This is a genomic window from Dysgonomonas sp. HDW5A (genome assembly GCF_011299555.1).
GTDB lineage: Bacteria > Bacteroidota > Bacteroidia > Bacteroidales > Dysgonomonadaceae > Dysgonomonas_A.
Genome location: NZ_CP049857.1, coordinates 296,759 through 312,186, shown reverse-complemented (window position 1 = coordinate 312,186; position 15,428 = coordinate 296,759). Strand labels below are relative to the sequence as shown.

Genomic DNA, 15,428 nt, shown 5'->3' with positions numbered 1-15,428 from the left:
TACAATAATACACTTATTTTTTTAATAAAACTTTATCGATTGCCTCCTTTAACTGAGGCTTAGACATAGCACCTGCCGACATTTGAGGCTGTCCGTCCATCGGAACAAAAAGCAACGAAGGTATACTTCTGATACCGAATGCCGCTGCTAATTCCTGCTCCTGTTCGGTATTTATTTTGTAAATATATATCTGTTCGTCATATTCCGCAGCCAGTTCTTCCAAAGTAGGAGCAATAGCTTTGCAAGGTCCACACCAATCTGCATAAAAATCGATTAATGCAGGTTTGTCTCCCAAATATTTCCATTCTGCGGGGTTTGTCTTATAATTTGCAACTTTTGCCAAAAATTCTGCTTTTGTCAAATGTATCGTTTTCATCTTATTTTCTGTTTTAACTGTTTCTACTTTTTGTTCCTTATTTTCTTCTTTACCATTGCAGGAGGAAATTAATGTTCCTGCCAGTATAATTAATAATGTTATCCGCTTCATAAATTTAATTGGGTTTGTATTTTTTGATTTGATCTCTATAAATATTCTCCTTCGGTTTCTCTTTATTGGTATAGCATCCTTTCGAACCACAGCAAGATATATTCATTATAGCTTGAAAGAGAAAGAGTCCGGCAAGTAAAAGAAAGGTATAATCTTTGGATGAGATAGCGTAGACTGCTATACCTACCCCTGCAAGCAGGCGAACTATCCGCATCAAATACCAATTTTTCAATAATCTGTCCATCTTATCCATTATTTGAAGTTGAACCAGCTTCCGCCATTATATACTTCGCCGAAACCACTCTTTTTCAACAAACTTACAGCACTGCTGCTACGTATGCCACTTCGACATACAGCAATGATAACCGTATCCTTGTCCAATTTTGATAAATTACTATTCAAACTATCCAAAGGAATATTTATAGAGTTATTGATATGCCCTTGCTTATACTCCTCTTTTGTGCGGACATCTAAAAGTATAGCTCCATTTTCCAAAAGGGTTTTAAAATCTGCCTTATCTTCCAATCCGAATAATTTGCTAAGAAATCCTGCCATGTTATTTATTTATTTATTATCTTTTTAAAAAAACTTCCCAGCAATGCTCCCATTAGAACACCGTAAAGAGTGCTTATTATAGGAGAGGAGGTTATGGGACAAGTTCCGGAGCTACATCCAATATAAAACCAATACAGGTAGCCTGCTATTGCTCCGATTAATGCTCCTAGTATATAAGTCCAATAGTTTTTTATGATTTGCATTTATATAATTTGTTTATTATTTATACAACAAAGATAACGATTTATTTCCAATAGAAAATAATTCTACAGGAACTTATATTATCTTTGCTTAAATAACCTTAAATAGATAATGGGTTACATATTATTTTGAATATTTTGCTGTTGCTGTAGAATATGTTTTATAACCACCCGATAGATTGACAACTTCCGAAAATTCTTTCTGATTATGTCTTGTCCTAAAATAGGTTGACAATAAAGGTTAGGATATCCATTTTCGAACATAATCGTTCCGAAGTACTAATTTTACTGTTGCTCTCATGTCTAAATTGTTTAAAAAGTTCGACCAATTTTCGACCAACAGATTGTGTAATTTCTATAATTTTTCTTTCTATTCTCTTTTTTCAAAAGATGTAACTCCTTAAAAAGAGAAAGATTAGAAATGTAATTTCTAATCTTTCAACGTACTTGGAGGTTCCTGGCGGATTCGAACCGCCGTAGACGGTTTTGCAGACCGGTGCCTAGCCACTCGGCCAAGGAACCAATTTTGGGCTTAGCGAGTGCAAATATAAGTCAATATCTTGATTTAACCAAAACAATTTACCTATTTCAGCCCAAAGTTTTCACAGTGTTAAATAACACCCTTTGTGCTAGGGAGTTCGTAATTGAATATATCTCGTTGCTTGGCCATTTTTATAGATCTGGCAAGTGCTTTGAAGATACCTTCTATCTTATGATGTTCATTTGTACCCTCTGCTTTTATATTCAGATTCATTTTTGCAGCATCACTTAAAGACTTGAAAAAGTGTAAAAACATTTCAGTTGGCATATCACCTACTTTTTCACGTTTAAATTCAGCATCCCATACTAGCCAAGGCCTTCCTCCGAAGTCAATAGCTACGGTACATAAGCAGTCATCCATCGGAAGGCAATAACCATAGCGTTCTATACCTCTTTTGTCTCCCAAAGCCTTAGCAATAGCTTCACCTAAAGCGATGGCTGTATCTTCTATGGTGTGATGTTCATCCACATTCAAATCGCCATTGACTTTTATCGTAAGGTCTGTATTCGAATGCTTGCCAATCTGCTCAAGCATATGATCAAAGAAAGATAATCCTGTATGGATATCGCACGTGCCTTTGCCATCTAAATTTAAAGATACGTATATATCTGTCTCTTTTGTTGTACGCTTTATCTCCGCTTTACGTTCGCCGGCGAAAAGGAATTCACTTATAGTATCCCAATCTTCGGTTTGCAATGCACAATATTCTTTTAGTTCCGTAGGAAGCGCAGTATCTTTTTTAAGAAAGATACCTTTACATCCTAGATTTTTTGCTAATTTAATATCAGTGAGTCGATCTCCGATAACAAAAGAATTTTGTAAGTCATATTCCCCCGAAAGATATTTAGTAAGCATACCTGTGCGTGGTTTACGAGTTGGGGCATTGTCTTCGGGAAAGCTTCTGTCGATTAGAATATCACTAAAAGTGATACTTTCACCTTCCAGCGTCTTTAACATTTTATTATGAGCCGGCCAAAATGTATTTTCAGGAAATGAAGAAGTACCTAATCCATCTTGATTGGTGACCATTACAAATTCAAAATCCAGATTTTTTTGTATGAAAAACAGATTCCGAATAACTTTCGGATAAAATTCCAGTTTCTCAAGGCTGTCCAGTTGATAATCGATAGGAGGTTCTATTACGATTGTTCCGTCTCGATCTATGAATAGGGCTTTTTTATTCATCAGTAAGTATATAAAAGTATTTAATGATCTATTTCGAGTTTATAACAGTCTATTGTTGTGATGCTTGCCAAGGTTTTAAATAGGTCTCAGACCTTATTATTCAGTTATATTTTTATAAATTTTAGGAGTCTCTCCATATACAGGTAATTTTCCATCCCATTTTTCGATGAACATTTTTTGAATGGCAAGAGACGTTATCGCAGAATTCTTTAATGAGTCTTCTCTGCTTTTGGTTCTAGCTTCCAATAGTGCAATCTGAGCTTCTGCTTCTGCCTGCTTTATTTTGTCCTCAGCTAAAATTGCATTTTGAAGCACTTGACTGCGAAGAGCGATAATATCTTTTATCTTTTGAGGTATTTGTAAATTCGAATTGGTATTTTTCAGAATCAATCCGATTTCACCCATTTTAGACGATAGTATATTGCCAACCAGAGTTTCAAAACTATTTTTATTGCTGACAAGTGAATCTGAACTGAAAACTCCTGCCGCTTGTGCATATGAGTGAGCAACTATTTCTTTGAGGTAGTTATTGTTTACTTCAGATAAAGATTGATTATTACTTTTGTAAAGCAGTTCGACTTTCGATTCATCTACCTGATAGGATATTCTTGGTTTCACAATAAATTCAGTACCATCCAGTGCATTTACCCTGATAGAATCGTAAGCGACCGTTTGGATGGTAGTAGGGTATATTGTTATCTCGGTATACATAGGCATAAAGACTACATAGCCTTTTACTACTTTAGAGTTATAATCAACTGTGTTATCCAAAGGGTTTCCTATACTCGATTGTACACCGATATATCCGGATTGAATATGTTTTATCTGCATGAAGAATTTACTGAATACTCCACCTATTACTAGTATAAGGAATAAAACAAGTAAGAACTTCCACTTTTTATTACCCTTCTTTTTCTTTTTATCTTCTTCTATTTCTATCGGCATATTGAGTAAGGTAAAATATTTAACGCTATATTGAAGCTATAACTAATGATAGTTGCTTTACTTTCCAAAGCAATAAAAAGTATTGTAACCTTAAATTGATTTTAGTGCACTGATCAATTTGTTATTTTCTTCTTTAGTTCCAATGGTTATTCGCAGACACCCATTGCAGAGAGATACAGTATTTCTATTACGTATGATAATACCTTGATCTACCAATTTATTATAGGTATTATTGGCATCGGGAACTTTTACCAATATAAAGTTGGCATCCGAAGGATATATCTTTTCTATAAATGAGATTTTTAATAATTCCTGTACAAGATAAACTCTTTGAGCAAGGAGGGTTTTTACCCATTCCTCTTTCAGTTGTATTTTATCTAGTTCGGATTGTACAAAGTTTTGGGTCAGTATATTTATATTGTAAGGATATTTCACCTTGTTAAATAAGCTGATTATTTCGGGTGAAGCAAATGCCATTCCCAATCGTACTGCTGCTATTCCCCATGCTTTAGAGAATGTCTGTAGAATTACAAGGTTAGGGTATTTATCTAATTGCGATATCCAGCTTGCTTCGGGGGCAAAGTCTATATAGGCTTCATCTAAAACTACTATTCCTGAAAAACCTTGAATAATTTTTAAAACTTCTTCTTTATTCAATAAGTTGCCCGAAGGGTTATTCGGAGAACAAAGAAATATAATTTTGCTTTTGTCATCAGTAGCTTTTAGAACAGCATCTGCATCCAGAATGAAATTATCTTTAAGCAATACCGATCGGTATTCGACATTGTTGATATCGGCACATACTTTATACATTCCATATGTGGGATCGATGGCAACAATATTGTCAACAGTCGGTTCGCAAAAAATACGTATAACAATATCGATAGGTTCGTCGCTACCGTTACCAAAAAATATCTTTTGGATATCGACTTGCTTTATTTCGGATACTTTTTCTTTTAGCTTCCATTGTAAAGGATCGGGATAGCGGTTATAAGGACCATTAAGGGGATTCTCATTTGCATCAAGATAAACGGATGCTTCTCCCTTGAATTCATCTCTGGCAGAAGAATACGCCTTTAGATTCCATATGTTTTTGCGAACTAACTGTTGTAGATTCATTATTTTAAAAATAAAAAGTTTACCAAAGTAATAAGGTCGCCGACCTTAGATTGAAATTTTAACGCCTAACAATTTATAAAATTCAGCCAATATAGCCTGATGTCCCGGCCATGCTGGTGATGTTGTTAAGTTTCCGTCTGTAATAGCTTCCGCAGGGGCAATATTTTTATATATACCTCCGGCTAAATCGACTTCGGGAGCTACGGCTGCATAACAAGTTAAAGTTCTTCCTGATACAACCTTTGCAGCAGTTAATACCTGAATACCATGACAGATTGCAGCAACAGGTAAGTTTTTATCGAAGAAGTACCGTGTGTAGTCTAGTACTTTTTTATTTAGCCGGATATATTCGGGGGCTCTTCCTCCTGTAATATATAATCCGGAATATTCTTCGAGTCTTACATCATCGAAATTTTTAGTGATAACAAAGTTATGTCCTCTTAATTCGATATAAGTTTGATAATCTGTAAAATCATGTATGGCTGTAGCAATCGTATCTCCTGTTTTCTTGTCAGGGCAAACTACATCTACATGAAAGCCTAGAGACTCTAATGCTTGGTATGGAACCATCAACTCATAATCTTCGACGAAATCGCCTGCTAACATTAAAATTTTCTTAATCATAGCTGTAATGTTTAAAAGTTAAGTTATTTCAACTTTTGTTGAAGGTGTTGAGACCTTTATTTTGCTTCGTAGGTGGTAACTACAAATATAATGAGAGGTTCGTTTCCTGTATTAATAATAGAGTGGTAGTTGTTATCTCCCTGAATGCAGGTTACATTGCCTTTCTTTAAGTCAAACTTACGTGTTATATTGTCCTCGCCAATACGTTCGATGTATTCGCCTTTGCCATGTACTAATACGTATAGCTCTTGTTCTTTTTTGCTTCCATGCTCATGAAATCCGGCTTGGTCGCCATTGTTCATCAATACCATGTAAACTCCGATACGGTTATTGACCAATTCATCTTTTTCGAAAAGAGAAAGCATATATACTACACCATTTCCACCATACATCGGATCTCTTTTTTCGACATCTATTACCTGTCTTTGAGGTTTACCAAAAGGTGTCAGTGTGATATCTATATATTTCGAAACAGTATCTAGTACTTGTTTTTTTTCAGTTTCCCAGTTATTATTTTCCATTTATTGTATTTTTTGTATCAAATTCTTCTCCATTTCATAATGAGGAATATTTACCTCAATAAATTCGTCACCTATTATCCAATAGCCAAGCTTTTCATAAAAAGGTACAGCTGTTTTGCGGGCATGAAGAGTTATTTTGTTAAAACCATTATCCGACGCTGTTTGTTCTGCAAAGTCAATAAGCATTTTACCAATACCTTTGCCCTGATAATCGTCAGCAACAGCCATTTGCCTGAGTTGAATAATATGATTATCAATCGGAGTAAGTATGCAAGCCCCTATGGTCTTGTTGTCCTCTTTACATACGCATAGGTTATCGGATTTCTCTTTGGATAAATACTCTTCCGAGAAATCAAGTCCGAGAGGCTTACGTAATATTTGATAACGTAATTCTACCATTTCGGAGTATTCCTTGCTACCGTATGTAATCAGTTTAAATATCATTATTTAAGTCGAAGCGTTACTGCATTTTTATGAGCAAAAAGCAATTCGTTTTCAGCCATAATTTCAATAGTTGATCCGAGATTTTTGATACCCTCTTTACTTATTTCCTGAAAGGTTATTTTCTTTACGAAACTATCCAGATTTACCCCGCTATATGCTTTTGCATGACCATTAGTCGGCAGAGTATGATTCGTTCCCGAAGCATAATCTCCTGCACTTTCGGGCGTATAATGTCCTAAAAATACCGATCCGGCATTTATTATCTTATCAACGAAGTCAATGTAATTCTTGGTTTCAATAATGAGGTGCTCAGGAGCGTACTCATTGGTTAATTCGATCAACTCTTCTTCGTTGTCTAATAAAATTGCAATACTATGTTGAAGTGCTTTTTCCGCTATTTCTTTTCGGGGAAGTTCTGCCAGTTGTTTTTCTATTTCAGTGACAACAGACTGTATAATGTTCTCATTGGTAGTCGTAAGTATTACCTGACTATCTACTCCGTGCTCGGCTTGCGATAACAAGTCAGAAGCTATAAAAGCCGGATTTGCAGTTTCGTCGGCAATCACTTGCACTTCCGATGGACCTGCGGGCATATCTATTGCCACCTCTTTTAAGCTGACCAATTGTTTGGCAGCTACCACATATTGATTTCCAGGCCCGAATATTTTATATACTTTAGGGACGCTTTCTGTTCCGTATGCCATTGCACCAATAGCCTGAACTCCTCCGATCTTGAAGATCTTATTCACACCTGCAACTTTTGCTGCATATAATATGGCGGGATTTACATTGCCGTCTTTATCAGGAGGGGTGCATAATACTATTTCTCTACAGCCTGCTATTTTTGCAGGAACTGCAAGCATTAAAACTGTAGAAAATAGGGGAGCAGTACCTCCGGGTACGTATAATCCTACTTTTTCGATTCCCACTGCTTTTTGCCAGCAAACTACGCCTGCAGTGGTTTCTATTTTTTTAGGTTCAAATTTTTGAGCAGTATGAAACTTCTCAATATTATCTTTAGCTGTCCTTATTGCCGATTTCAGTTCTTCGGAAAGCAATTTATCGGAATCTTCAATCTCTTTTTCAGATACAGATAAAGAGGATAATTGTACTTTATCAAACTTTTCTTCATAGCTGATTACAGCTTTATCTCCGCCTGATTTTATTTCAGCTAAGATAGAACTTACTGTTGCATTTAATGAAGATGTATCGAATGCAGGACGAGCCAGGATTTTACTCCACTCACTTTTCTGCGGATATTTTATGACTTTCATTTTTGTAAGTATAAAGTATATCTTATAAGGTCTTAGACCCTAAATTCTCTTTTTAATAACCCGTAAACTGCCAAATCAGTATATTTATTATCAACCAACAGTTCACCATCACGTTCGATGCCTTCAAGGGTAAATCCCAGTCTTTCGGGTATGCTTCGGCTTTTCGTGTTTTCAACGCCGGCTTTTATGACGATCTTATTTAAGTTGAGATCGGTAAATGCCAGCATCAGTAATTCTTTTACCGATTTAGTTATGATACCTTTCCCTTGTGCTTCTTCTATAATCCAATAACCGATTTCCGCTTTATGGTTTATCGAATCCATATGATTAAAACCGATTCGGCCTATAAACTTATTGGAATCGTAGATACTATATTGAACTTCTTTATTATCAATTACGCTTTGAACATAAGCTTGTGTATAGCTTTTGTCTATTGTAGAATCAATAAAAGGCAACCATGTCCTCAGATAATTCCGGTTACTTATTATCGCTTCATAAATATCGGAAGTCGATTCTAGTGTTGTGGGGCGTAAAACAATTGTTTTTGTAATCTCTATCATATTGCTGATTTTGGATTTTCTAAAATTTGCTGCTCATCGTTTTCCAAATCTAATCTTTCAATAAGATTTCTACGGCTAGGTTTGTTCAATAAGAAAATAACCAGAGAAAAAAGAGTTGTACAGACAAAAACATGTTCACCAGTAATAGTATAACAAATAATGGAAAATATAATTGTAATACTTATAATAATCCAAGGAATAAATAACACTTTCCTGTAATCTGTTAGCTTTTCTCGTAATCCTCGTTTCTGTTTGGCTTCTTTTATTTTCTTTTTAGAGTATAAATAAGATAAGATGTAGCCGACAATCATAACAACTCCGGTTGAAATTATGTAGGGTATATCATGTTCAGAGAAACTATTAGCCTCAATTGTTATTAATGAAAAAACTAAAAACAAGCAGGAGGCTATAAGTACGCTGATATATATTATATATAATAGTGAGAAGTATTCTTTGACGGTTTGCATCTGAGAATATTTTTACAAGATCATTTTTTCGATTGGAATCACCAGGATACCTTCGGCTCCTAATGCTTTTAATTTTCCTATAATATCCCAAAATTGTTTTTCTGCTATTACAGAGTGTATCGAACTCCATCCCGACTCAGCCAGAGGCATCACTGTCGGACTTTTCATCCCCGGTAATAGAGAAATAATATCGTCTACTTTGGTGTTAGGCGCATTTAATAAGATGTATTTTTTGCCTTCAGCAAATTGTACAGATTCTATTCTGAATATCAATTCGTCTAATGTTCTTTGTTTTTGGTCAGATAAAGTATTGTTAGCGATCAATAATGCTTCTGACTGCATTACAACTGCAACTTCTTTCAAACGATTACTAACCAGTGTGCTACCTGAACTTACAATGTCAAATATGGCATCTGCAAGACCTATACTTGGTGCTATTTCTACTGAACCTGATATAACGTGTATTTCTGATTGTATAGAATTATCAGCTAAGTATTTATTGAGGATATGAGGGTAGGAGGTAGCTATCGTTTTGTTATTAAACCAGTTGAGGTCTAAATAATCGATGTCTTTAGGAATTGCTAAAGATAAGCGACATTTACTGAAGCCAAGTCGTTTGACTATTAGTGCTCCTTCTTTCTTTTCTACAAATTCATTTTCTCCTACAATACCTACATCAGCTACGCCTGTTGCAACAGCTTGAGGGATATCATCGTCCCGAAGAAATAAGATCTCAACATCGAAACCTTTTACAGGAACAAGTAAAGTTCTTTTCTTGTTATTAAGTTTAATACCTGCCTCTTGTAGAAGTTCCATTGTTTCTTCAAAGAGTCGACCTTTAGATTGGATAGCAATGCGTAGCATATATTATTAAAATAATTAGTTAAAAAAAAAGACCCACCTATATTTAGGTAAGTCTTTACTTCTTGTGTTATTTTGAATACATCATAATAAGACCTCACTTACCAAATGAAGAGAAATAGAGGTGATGATGATGTAATTGTCTTGTCATTGTTGATTTTCTTTATACAAAGGCAAATATAGTAAGAAAAAATAAAACACAAAGAGATTTCCCGATTATTTTCGTTTATATCTATTGCCTTCGACTTTTTGATCAACTATATCTTTCATATATTGTGCTTCTGCCTGTTTATATTTATATATTTTTTCGGCAGACAAAACTTTCTTGAACTTTTGTAAATACTCTTGTTCCAGCTGTGCTTCTTTTATCTTAACCATACTACTTGCATCAAGTAATCGCTCATAATCGGCATTTGTCTTATTTGTTTTTTTGCGAAGCTCCCGAGTTTCTTTTCTTATAGCTCTGTTTAGCTCAAAACGTTTATCCATCAATTCATTTGTCAAGGGGATAAATGCTTTGGCCTCAGCATCGGTTAATTGTACATTCTCAATGATAAAGTCGGCTTTTTTCTTTTTGAATGCCTCTATATCGAAACCTCCGCGATGTGAATGTTCCTGTGCTGATAATGGAAAATACGAAAATACCGAGAGAATAATTAAGAGTAAGATGTTTTTATATTGCATAATCTTGTTTTTTTATTCTAAATTATAAACAGCATCTCTGTAAACCAATTGAGTTGCGTCATCTTCAATAAACTGATAATAATCATTTTCCAAGGAAATTAAATTATCATCAGGACTCATAGTGCTTTCTATAGAGAACTTATTGATGTCGGGAGAATGGTTATCCATATAGTTGGTACCTAGTATTGCAATGCCTGTAACTACAGCGGCTGCAGCAACCCATTTACCGACAGATCTCCATAAGGGAACAATTTTCTTTTGCACCTTCTTTTCCGGTAATTTGTTCATTATTTCTTCATTGAAATTCAGAAAATAATTTTCCGGAACTTTGAATGGATTGTTTTTTTCGATATTGTTCAACATACTACTAATCTTTTGAGTATTATAATAGACTCCTGAAAATGAAAAAGGTTTAATTGAATTGTGATAAAAAATCTTCAATTTTTTTTACGGCATGATGATATGACGCTTTAAGGGCTCCCACAGAGGTATCGAGAATTTCCGACATTTCCTCGTATTTCATTTCCTCAAAATATTTGAGGTTGAATACTATCCTTTGTTTTTCGGGTAAAGTAAGTATCGCTTTTTGAAGTTTTACCTGAGCCTCGTCTCCATCGAAAAAGGAGTCGCTCTCGAGTTTTGATTCCAGAAAGTTGTCACTGTCATCCAATGGTACATTTTGTTGTTGTCGTTGTTTATTAACAAAAGAGATACTTTCGTTGATGGCTATCTTATATAGCCAGGTAGTCAGTTTAGAGTCGCCTCTAAAACTGTCGATATTAGTCCATATTTTAATGAATGCATTTTGGAGAACATCATTAGCATCTTCGTGAGAAATCACGATTTTTCGGATTTGCCAATATAATCGTTCACTGAACGATTTCACCAAAACAGAGAAAGCATCCCTTTGGGTTTTCTCATCCAATAGTCTTTTAACTAATAGAGCTTCTTCCGCTTCTGTCATTCTATATTTGTGCTGTAAATAGTTAAGGTCTCAGACCTGTTTTTGTTTAGATAAACTAGTAAAATGCAGGGTTCTTAGACTCTAAACATTCCACCGTTTATTTTTGTTTACGTTCTACAAGTCTGAATCGTCTCCAAAATCTTCATCATTGTCTACAGATGATCCTTGTCCGTCTTCAAACCAAGAGATAAAGCCATCTACTTTTGCTGTATTATTGTTCCACCATTCGAGAGAGACCGGAAAATAAGAAACACTTACATATCTACAGTAGGTTTCAAAATATCCGGATTCAAGTATCTCAGAATAAATGGGTACGTAGAAATCCCATAGCATACCCTTGCGGGTGTCATCCTGCATCTGGCTTAAAGTGAAAAAGATAGTGCGAGATGCTTGTTCGAAATATGCATATTGAAATCGTTGATCTTCAACTTTAGGTTGCATAGTTCGTAATTGATCATATATTTTTTGTCTGTCAATACCATCCTCGGGCGTTAACAGTGGTGAATTAGCAGGTATTTTTTGTGTAATAATATCATACATTTCGCCAAATGCATCTTTCGACCTGTCTGTATTGGGTTCGAGCAATAAGAAGAAGTGAAACGAGAGAAAACTTTGTATCCATCTATCTGAATCACTTAGTACATATGCATATAATAAAAATGCACTCGGATGTGTAGTATCTATTTCTATTGCTTTTTGAAGATGGAAAATAGATAATTTTAAATTCTTAGCCTTAAAGTAGCTTAAGCCCAGATTATAATGAAGCAGGTATTCATCGCCGCATCTTTCGAGAGCCTCATTTAATAATTTAACAGACTGGTCCAGCTTATTCAAATCTGCCAGAGCTGTACTCTTTACGCAATATGCATCTACCAAAAGAGGCTTGAAATTGGCATTAATAACTTTAGTGCTATATTTTAAGGCATTATCGTAATCTTTAAGGTGCAGATAAGATAGTGCCATCTCGTAAGTTGCAGACATGGATGAAGGATTAGCCTTTAATGCTTGTTGATAATAACTGATAGCATCCTGATAGCGTCCTTTATCGTGTAGGCTAACACCTTTTCTGATCAATTTATCAGATGCAGGCTGTGAGTATGATATCGTTGAACAAGAAAATAAAAGGATAATTGTAATGACTAATAACCGCATTCTAAGTGAAAATTATATTTTGGAGAGGTAAAAGTACTAAAAAACTCTATTGTCATCTATATTACTTGGATCAGTTTATGATTTTTTCCGAATATTCACCGATTTTACCTTTTTATCTATCGATGTCTTTGTATTTATCTGAAAACGGCAATATATTTAGGTATATATGAGTAATATATTATCAAATTTGTATAATAAGGTCCTCGAAGTGACTTAAAATATTTATACCTTTGTTCCTCAAATCAATATTGAAAGAAGCTTCGTGTTTGCTGTTCATATTGATATCAATACATATTTTTAGTACTTAATATTAAAGAATAAGATGTTAACGATCAAGACTATTAATGATAACCCTGAGGCTGTTATACAAAAACTGGCTAAAAAACACTTCGATGCAAAAGAGCTTGTTTATAAAGTTTTGGGTGAAGATAAAAGACGTAGAGATATACAGACTGAATTAGATGGTCTTCTTTCGGATGTAAATGCTAAATCGAAGAGTATTGGTGCTTTGATGAAAGATGGCAAGAAAGATGAAGCTGAAAGTCTGCGTACTTTTGTACAAGAAGTTAAAGGTCGTATTCAAACGTTGGAAGCAGATCTGAAAGATGCCGAAAGTCAACTGCAAGAGATGCTCGTACTTATTCCCAATCTGCCTGCAGATGAAGTACCCGAAGGTAGAGTGGCTGAAGACAATGAAGAGATAAAAAATGGTGGCGTTATTCCTGAATTGGGAGAAGAAGCTCTTCCTCATTGGGATTTAGCCAAGAAATATGATTTGATAGATTTCGAATTAGGAGTTAAAATCTCCGGAGCAGGTTTTCCTGTTTATAAAGGAAAAGGAGCTCGTTTGCAACGTGCATTGATCAACTTCTTTTTAGATAAAGCTCGTGACGCAGGTTATTTGGAGATTCAACCTCCTTATGTTGTGAATGCAGCTTCGGGTTATGGTACAGGTCAATTACCTGATAAAGAAGGTCAGATGTATCATGCAACAGCAGATGATTTGTATTTGATACCTACAGCAGAAGTGCCTGTTACCAATATATATCGTGATGTTATTTTGGAAGAAAAAGATCTTCCTATCAAAAATACTGCCTACTCTGCTTGTTTCAGACGCGAAGCCGGTTCTTATGGAAAAGATGTGCGTGGATTGAATCGCTTGCATCAGTTTGATAAAGTGGAAATTGTCCGCATAGATACACCAGAGCATTCATACGAATCGTTAAAAGAAATGGTGAGTCATGTGGAATCTTTGGTGACAGAACTCGAACTGCCTTGGCGTATACTTCGTCTTTGTGGTGGTGATATGAGTTTTACCTCTGCATTGACATTCGATTTTGAAGTGTTTTCTGCCGCACAAAAACGATGGTTGGAAGTAAGTTCGGTATCTAACTTCGAAAGTTATCAGGCAAATCGTCTTAAATGCAGATATCGTTCAGGTGATAAAAAAGCTCAGCTTGTGCATACATTAAACGGTAGTGCATTGGCTTTGCCTCGTATAGTAGCTGCTTTGCTCGAAAATAATCAAAAACCCGATGGTATACATATTCCAAAGGCTTTGATTCCTTACACAGGTTTTGATAAAATAGACTAAGGTCGGCCATTTTACTTAATATAATTAGCAGATGAATTTTCGGAAATTTAGTTTACTTATCCTATTATTTACTTTATTTGGTTTCTATTCGTGTGGCGATGATGAGAATTCAAATCTGGAAGGTCGATGGCAATTAAACCGTATTGAGACTTCGGATGGGAAGGTACAGGATGTAGATACTATATTTTATGCATTTCACAAAAAAGTATTTCAGTATTTAAAACTCACTGCAGATACCGAAACTTTTATGGGATTTGGAAATTACAGTGTATCGGGAGGCGAAATTAAAGTAGATTTAGTGTGGGATAGTTTCCGTCCATATGAGTGTGATACATGTTTGGGATGGAATAGCTTATCACGAAGTTTTTTTGTAAAGAAGAATACTTCTTCATCTTTGGAATTGGAGTCGGAAGGAGAAACTTTATATTTCAAAAAATATTAAGAGGTATAAGACCTTTTTATTATTTGAGGTGATAAATAGTTGAATTTACTTAAAATGGAGGGGTAGACGGCTTTATAGCTTAAACTATTTTTACTCTTTATCTGTTATTTGATATAAGAGAAATTATTATCTTTGTAAAAATAACTTTTAACAACGAGATTATGAATAAACTACTGGGATTTGGATTAGCACTATCATTATTGGTAGCTTTTGGTTCTTGTAAACCAAAACAAAGTGCTTATAAATCTGTATATGAGGCAGCAAAAGAAAGAGAATTGGAAGAAAATAAAGCTCCAGCAACTCCGGTTACTAAACAACCTACTTATCCTGCTTACACAGATGCCTCAAACGAAAAAGTAAGAACAGAAAAAATTACACCAGTATATGATACTGATGCTGCAGGACTTAGAGCATATAGTGTTGTTATCGCATCATTAAGCGTAAAACCTAATGCAGAAGCTCTGAAAGCAAGAATGGAACAAGAAGGATACAAAATAATTCTGGCTCAAAACGAACAAGGAATGTATCGTGTAATTATTGCCAGTTACGATGATAAAGGAGCTGCAGTGCATGAAAGAAATACAATCCGTGACAAATATTTAGCTAGTGGTTCGAGCGATGCTCTTAGAAGAACATACGGTATACCTTTTGATGATCTTTGGATCTTACAAAGACAATACTAATCAAGTCAAAATATAAAGATTAAAAAATGGCTATTTCTCAACAAGAAATAGCCATTTTTTTATAAAAGCAATCCATGATTCAGTTGTACTATTTTTGAAACATCACTATCTTTGAGGGATTATACC

General features: G+C 35.0%; 21 protein-coding genes and 1 tRNA gene. 3 read left to right on the top strand and 19 right to left on the bottom strand.

What is annotated here, in order from left to right:
* Positions 1 to 13 precede the first annotated feature (13 nt).
* From trxA to G7050_RS01140, 19 genes are all read right to left on the bottom strand, one after another.
* Entirely contained in the window at positions 14 to 487 is a 474-nt protein-coding gene (trxA, locus tag G7050_RS01230; RefSeq protein ID WP_166110029.1) for a thioredoxin, read from the bottom strand.
* A 4-nt stretch (positions 488 to 491) separates the two neighbouring features.
* Positions 492 to 740 carry a hypothetical protein gene (locus tag G7050_RS01225; RefSeq protein ID WP_255499238.1) on the bottom strand — a complete coding sequence of 83 codons (249 nt, stop codon included), beginning with the start codon at positions 738 to 740 and terminating at the stop codon, positions 492 to 494.
* Entirely contained in the window at positions 740 to 1,042 is a 303-nt protein-coding gene (locus tag G7050_RS01220) for a rhodanese-like domain-containing protein (protein ID WP_166110026.1), read from the bottom strand. Before G7050_RS01220 ends, G7050_RS01225 begins: the two co-directional genes overlap by 1 nt.
* Before the next feature lie 5 nt (positions 1,043 to 1,047).
* Positions 1,048 to 1,245, bottom strand: a complete 198-nt coding sequence (locus tag G7050_RS01215) for a DUF6132 family protein (RefSeq protein ID WP_166110024.1) — start codon at positions 1,243 to 1,245, stop codon at positions 1,048 to 1,050.
* Positions 1,246 to 1,690: 445 nt separating this feature from the next.
* Positions 1,691 to 1,764, bottom strand: a tRNA-Cys gene (locus tag G7050_RS01210).
* Positions 1,765 to 1,852: 88 nt separating this feature from the next.
* Positions 1,853 to 2,968 (bottom strand): bifunctional histidinol-phosphatase/imidazoleglycerol-phosphate dehydratase HisB, encoded by a 1,116-nt coding sequence (hisB, locus tag G7050_RS01205; RefSeq protein WP_166110021.1) that lies wholly within the window; start codon positions 2,966 to 2,968, stop codon positions 1,853 to 1,855.
* A 96-nt stretch (positions 2,969 to 3,064) separates the two neighbouring features.
* Positions 3,065 to 3,913, bottom strand: coding sequence for an SPFH domain-containing protein (locus G7050_RS01200; protein ID WP_166110018.1), 849 nt, complete (start codon positions 3,911 to 3,913; stop codon positions 3,065 to 3,067).
* A 90-nt stretch (positions 3,914 to 4,003) separates the two neighbouring features.
* The gene (gene hisC, locus G7050_RS01195; protein WP_221412834.1) at positions 4,004 to 5,035 is read right to left on the bottom strand and encodes a histidinol-phosphate transaminase; all 1,032 of its coding nucleotides are present in this window, start codon (positions 5,033 to 5,035) and stop codon (positions 4,004 to 4,006) included.
* Positions 5,036 to 5,077: 42 nt separating this feature from the next.
* Entirely contained in the window at positions 5,078 to 5,656 is a 579-nt protein-coding gene (locus G7050_RS01190) for a DJ-1/PfpI family protein (RefSeq protein WP_166110012.1), read from the bottom strand.
* A gap of 56 nt (positions 5,657 to 5,712) precedes the next feature.
* A complete protein-coding gene (locus G7050_RS01185) occupies positions 5,713 to 6,177 on the bottom strand; it encodes a hypothetical protein (protein ID WP_166110009.1) in 465 nt (154 codons plus the stop codon).
* On the bottom strand, positions 6,178 to 6,621 hold the full coding sequence (locus G7050_RS01180) for a GNAT family N-acetyltransferase (RefSeq protein ID WP_185154940.1): 444 nt from the start codon (positions 6,619 to 6,621) through the stop codon (positions 6,178 to 6,180).
* Positions 6,621 to 7,895 carry a histidinol dehydrogenase gene (gene hisD, locus G7050_RS01175; protein WP_166110006.1) on the bottom strand — a complete coding sequence of 425 codons (1,275 nt, stop codon included), beginning with the start codon at positions 7,893 to 7,895 and terminating at the stop codon, positions 6,621 to 6,623. Before hisD ends, G7050_RS01180 begins: the two co-directional genes overlap by 1 nt.
* Before the next feature lie 32 nt (positions 7,896 to 7,927).
* Positions 7,928 to 8,455, bottom strand: coding sequence for a GNAT family N-acetyltransferase (locus G7050_RS01170; RefSeq protein WP_166110003.1), 528 nt, complete (start codon positions 8,453 to 8,455; stop codon positions 7,928 to 7,930).
* Positions 8,452 to 8,922, bottom strand: coding sequence for a hypothetical protein (locus tag G7050_RS01165; RefSeq protein WP_166110000.1), 471 nt, complete (start codon positions 8,920 to 8,922; stop codon positions 8,452 to 8,454). Before G7050_RS01165 ends, G7050_RS01170 begins: the two co-directional genes overlap by 4 nt.
* Before the next feature lie 12 nt (positions 8,923 to 8,934).
* Positions 8,935 to 9,786, bottom strand: coding sequence for an ATP phosphoribosyltransferase (hisG, locus tag G7050_RS01160; RefSeq protein WP_166109997.1), 852 nt, complete (start codon positions 9,784 to 9,786; stop codon positions 8,935 to 8,937).
* A 213-nt stretch (positions 9,787 to 9,999) separates the two neighbouring features.
* Complete coding sequence (locus G7050_RS01155; RefSeq protein WP_166109994.1) at positions 10,000 to 10,467, bottom strand: hypothetical protein; 468 nt, start codon at positions 10,465 to 10,467, stop codon at positions 10,000 to 10,002.
* Between the two features lie 12 nt (positions 10,468 to 10,479).
* Positions 10,480 to 10,830, bottom strand: a complete 351-nt coding sequence (locus G7050_RS01150; RefSeq protein ID WP_166109991.1) for a hypothetical protein — start codon at positions 10,828 to 10,830, stop codon at positions 10,480 to 10,482.
* A gap of 49 nt (positions 10,831 to 10,879) precedes the next feature.
* Complete coding sequence (locus G7050_RS01145; RefSeq protein ID WP_166109988.1) at positions 10,880 to 11,431, bottom strand: RNA polymerase sigma factor; 552 nt, start codon at positions 11,429 to 11,431, stop codon at positions 10,880 to 10,882.
* Between the two features lie 114 nt (positions 11,432 to 11,545).
* The gene (locus tag G7050_RS01140) at positions 11,546 to 12,583 is read right to left on the bottom strand and encodes a tetratricopeptide repeat protein (protein ID WP_166109985.1); all 1,038 of its coding nucleotides are present in this window, start codon (positions 12,581 to 12,583) and stop codon (positions 11,546 to 11,548) included.
* Between the two features lie 322 nt (positions 12,584 to 12,905).
* On the opposite strand from G7050_RS01140, the gene serS reads away from it, so the two are divergent.
* The 3 genes from serS to G7050_RS01125 all read left to right on the top strand — a co-directional run bounded on the left by serS (position 12,906) and on the right by G7050_RS01125 (position 15,302).
* Positions 12,906 to 14,177 (top strand): serine--tRNA ligase, encoded by a 1,272-nt coding sequence (gene serS / locus G7050_RS01135; protein ID WP_166109982.1) that lies wholly within the window; start codon positions 12,906 to 12,908, stop codon positions 14,175 to 14,177.
* 31 nt (positions 14,178 to 14,208) lie between these two features.
* Positions 14,209 to 14,619 carry a lipocalin-like domain-containing protein gene (locus tag G7050_RS01130; RefSeq protein WP_166109979.1) on the top strand — a complete coding sequence of 137 codons (411 nt, stop codon included), beginning with the start codon at positions 14,209 to 14,211 and terminating at the stop codon, positions 14,617 to 14,619.
* A 161-nt stretch (positions 14,620 to 14,780) separates the two neighbouring features.
* Positions 14,781 to 15,302 carry an SPOR domain-containing protein gene (locus G7050_RS01125; RefSeq protein WP_166109976.1) on the top strand — a complete coding sequence of 174 codons (522 nt, stop codon included), beginning with the start codon at positions 14,781 to 14,783 and terminating at the stop codon, positions 15,300 to 15,302.
* The last annotated feature ends 126 nt before the right edge of the window (positions 15,303 to 15,428 follow it).

What these genes read in the sequence shown, in the direction of transcription:
- G7050_RS01180 (WP_185154940.1), bottom strand. Translation starts at nt 6,621, where the DNA reads ATGATATTTAAACTGATTACATACGGTAGCAAGGAATACTCCGAAATG.
- G7050_RS01200 (WP_166110018.1), bottom strand. Translation starts at nt 3,913, where the DNA reads ATGCCGATAGAAATAGAAGAAGATAAAAAGAAAAAGAAGGGTAATAAA.
- G7050_RS01170 (WP_166110003.1), bottom strand. Translation starts at nt 8,455, where the DNA reads ATGATAGAGATTACAAAAACAATTGTTTTACGCCCCACAACACTAGAA.
- G7050_RS01130 (WP_166109979.1), top strand. Translation starts at nt 14,209, where the DNA reads ATGAATTTTCGGAAATTTAGTTTACTTATCCTATTATTTACTTTATTT.
- G7050_RS01225 (WP_255499238.1), bottom strand. Translation starts at nt 740, where the DNA reads ATGGATAAGATGGACAGATTATTGAAAAATTGGTATTTGATGCGGATA.
- hisD (WP_166110006.1), bottom strand. Translation starts at nt 7,895, where the DNA reads ATGAAAGTCATAAAATATCCGCAGAAAAGTGAGTGGAGTAAAATCCTG.
- G7050_RS01140 (WP_166109985.1), bottom strand. Translation starts at nt 12,583, where the DNA reads ATGCGGTTATTAGTCATTACAATTATCCTTTTATTTTCTTGTTCAACG.
- hisB (WP_166110021.1), bottom strand. Translation starts at nt 2,968, where the DNA reads ATGAATAAAAAAGCCCTATTCATAGATCGAGACGGAACAATCGTAATA.
- trxA (WP_166110029.1), bottom strand. Translation starts at nt 487, where the DNA reads ATGAAGCGGATAACATTATTAATTATACTGGCAGGAACATTAATTTCC.
- G7050_RS01155 (WP_166109994.1), bottom strand. Translation starts at nt 10,467, where the DNA reads ATGCAATATAAAAACATCTTACTCTTAATTATTCTCTCGGTATTTTCG.
- G7050_RS01145 (WP_166109988.1), bottom strand. Translation starts at nt 11,431, where the DNA reads ATGACAGAAGCGGAAGAAGCTCTATTAGTTAAAAGACTATTGGATGAG.
- G7050_RS01215 (WP_166110024.1), bottom strand. Translation starts at nt 1,245, where the DNA reads ATGCAAATCATAAAAAACTATTGGACTTATATACTAGGAGCATTAATC.
- G7050_RS01165 (WP_166110000.1), bottom strand. Translation starts at nt 8,922, where the DNA reads ATGCAAACCGTCAAAGAATACTTCTCACTATTATATATAATATATATC.
- hisG (WP_166109997.1), bottom strand. Translation starts at nt 9,786, where the DNA reads ATGCTACGCATTGCTATCCAATCTAAAGGTCGACTCTTTGAAGAAACA.
- serS (WP_166109982.1), top strand. Translation starts at nt 12,906, where the DNA reads ATGTTAACGATCAAGACTATTAATGATAACCCTGAGGCTGTTATACAA.
- G7050_RS01125 (WP_166109976.1), top strand. Translation starts at nt 14,781, where the DNA reads ATGAATAAACTACTGGGATTTGGATTAGCACTATCATTATTGGTAGCT.
- G7050_RS01150 (WP_166109991.1), bottom strand. Translation starts at nt 10,830, where the DNA reads ATGTTGAACAATATCGAAAAAAACAATCCATTCAAAGTTCCGGAAAAT.
- G7050_RS01190 (WP_166110012.1), bottom strand. Translation starts at nt 5,656, where the DNA reads ATGATTAAGAAAATTTTAATGTTAGCAGGCGATTTCGTCGAAGATTAT.
- G7050_RS01220 (WP_166110026.1), bottom strand. Translation starts at nt 1,042, where the DNA reads ATGGCAGGATTTCTTAGCAAATTATTCGGATTGGAAGATAAGGCAGAT.
- G7050_RS01185 (WP_166110009.1), bottom strand. Translation starts at nt 6,177, where the DNA reads ATGGAAAATAATAACTGGGAAACTGAAAAAAAACAAGTACTAGATACT.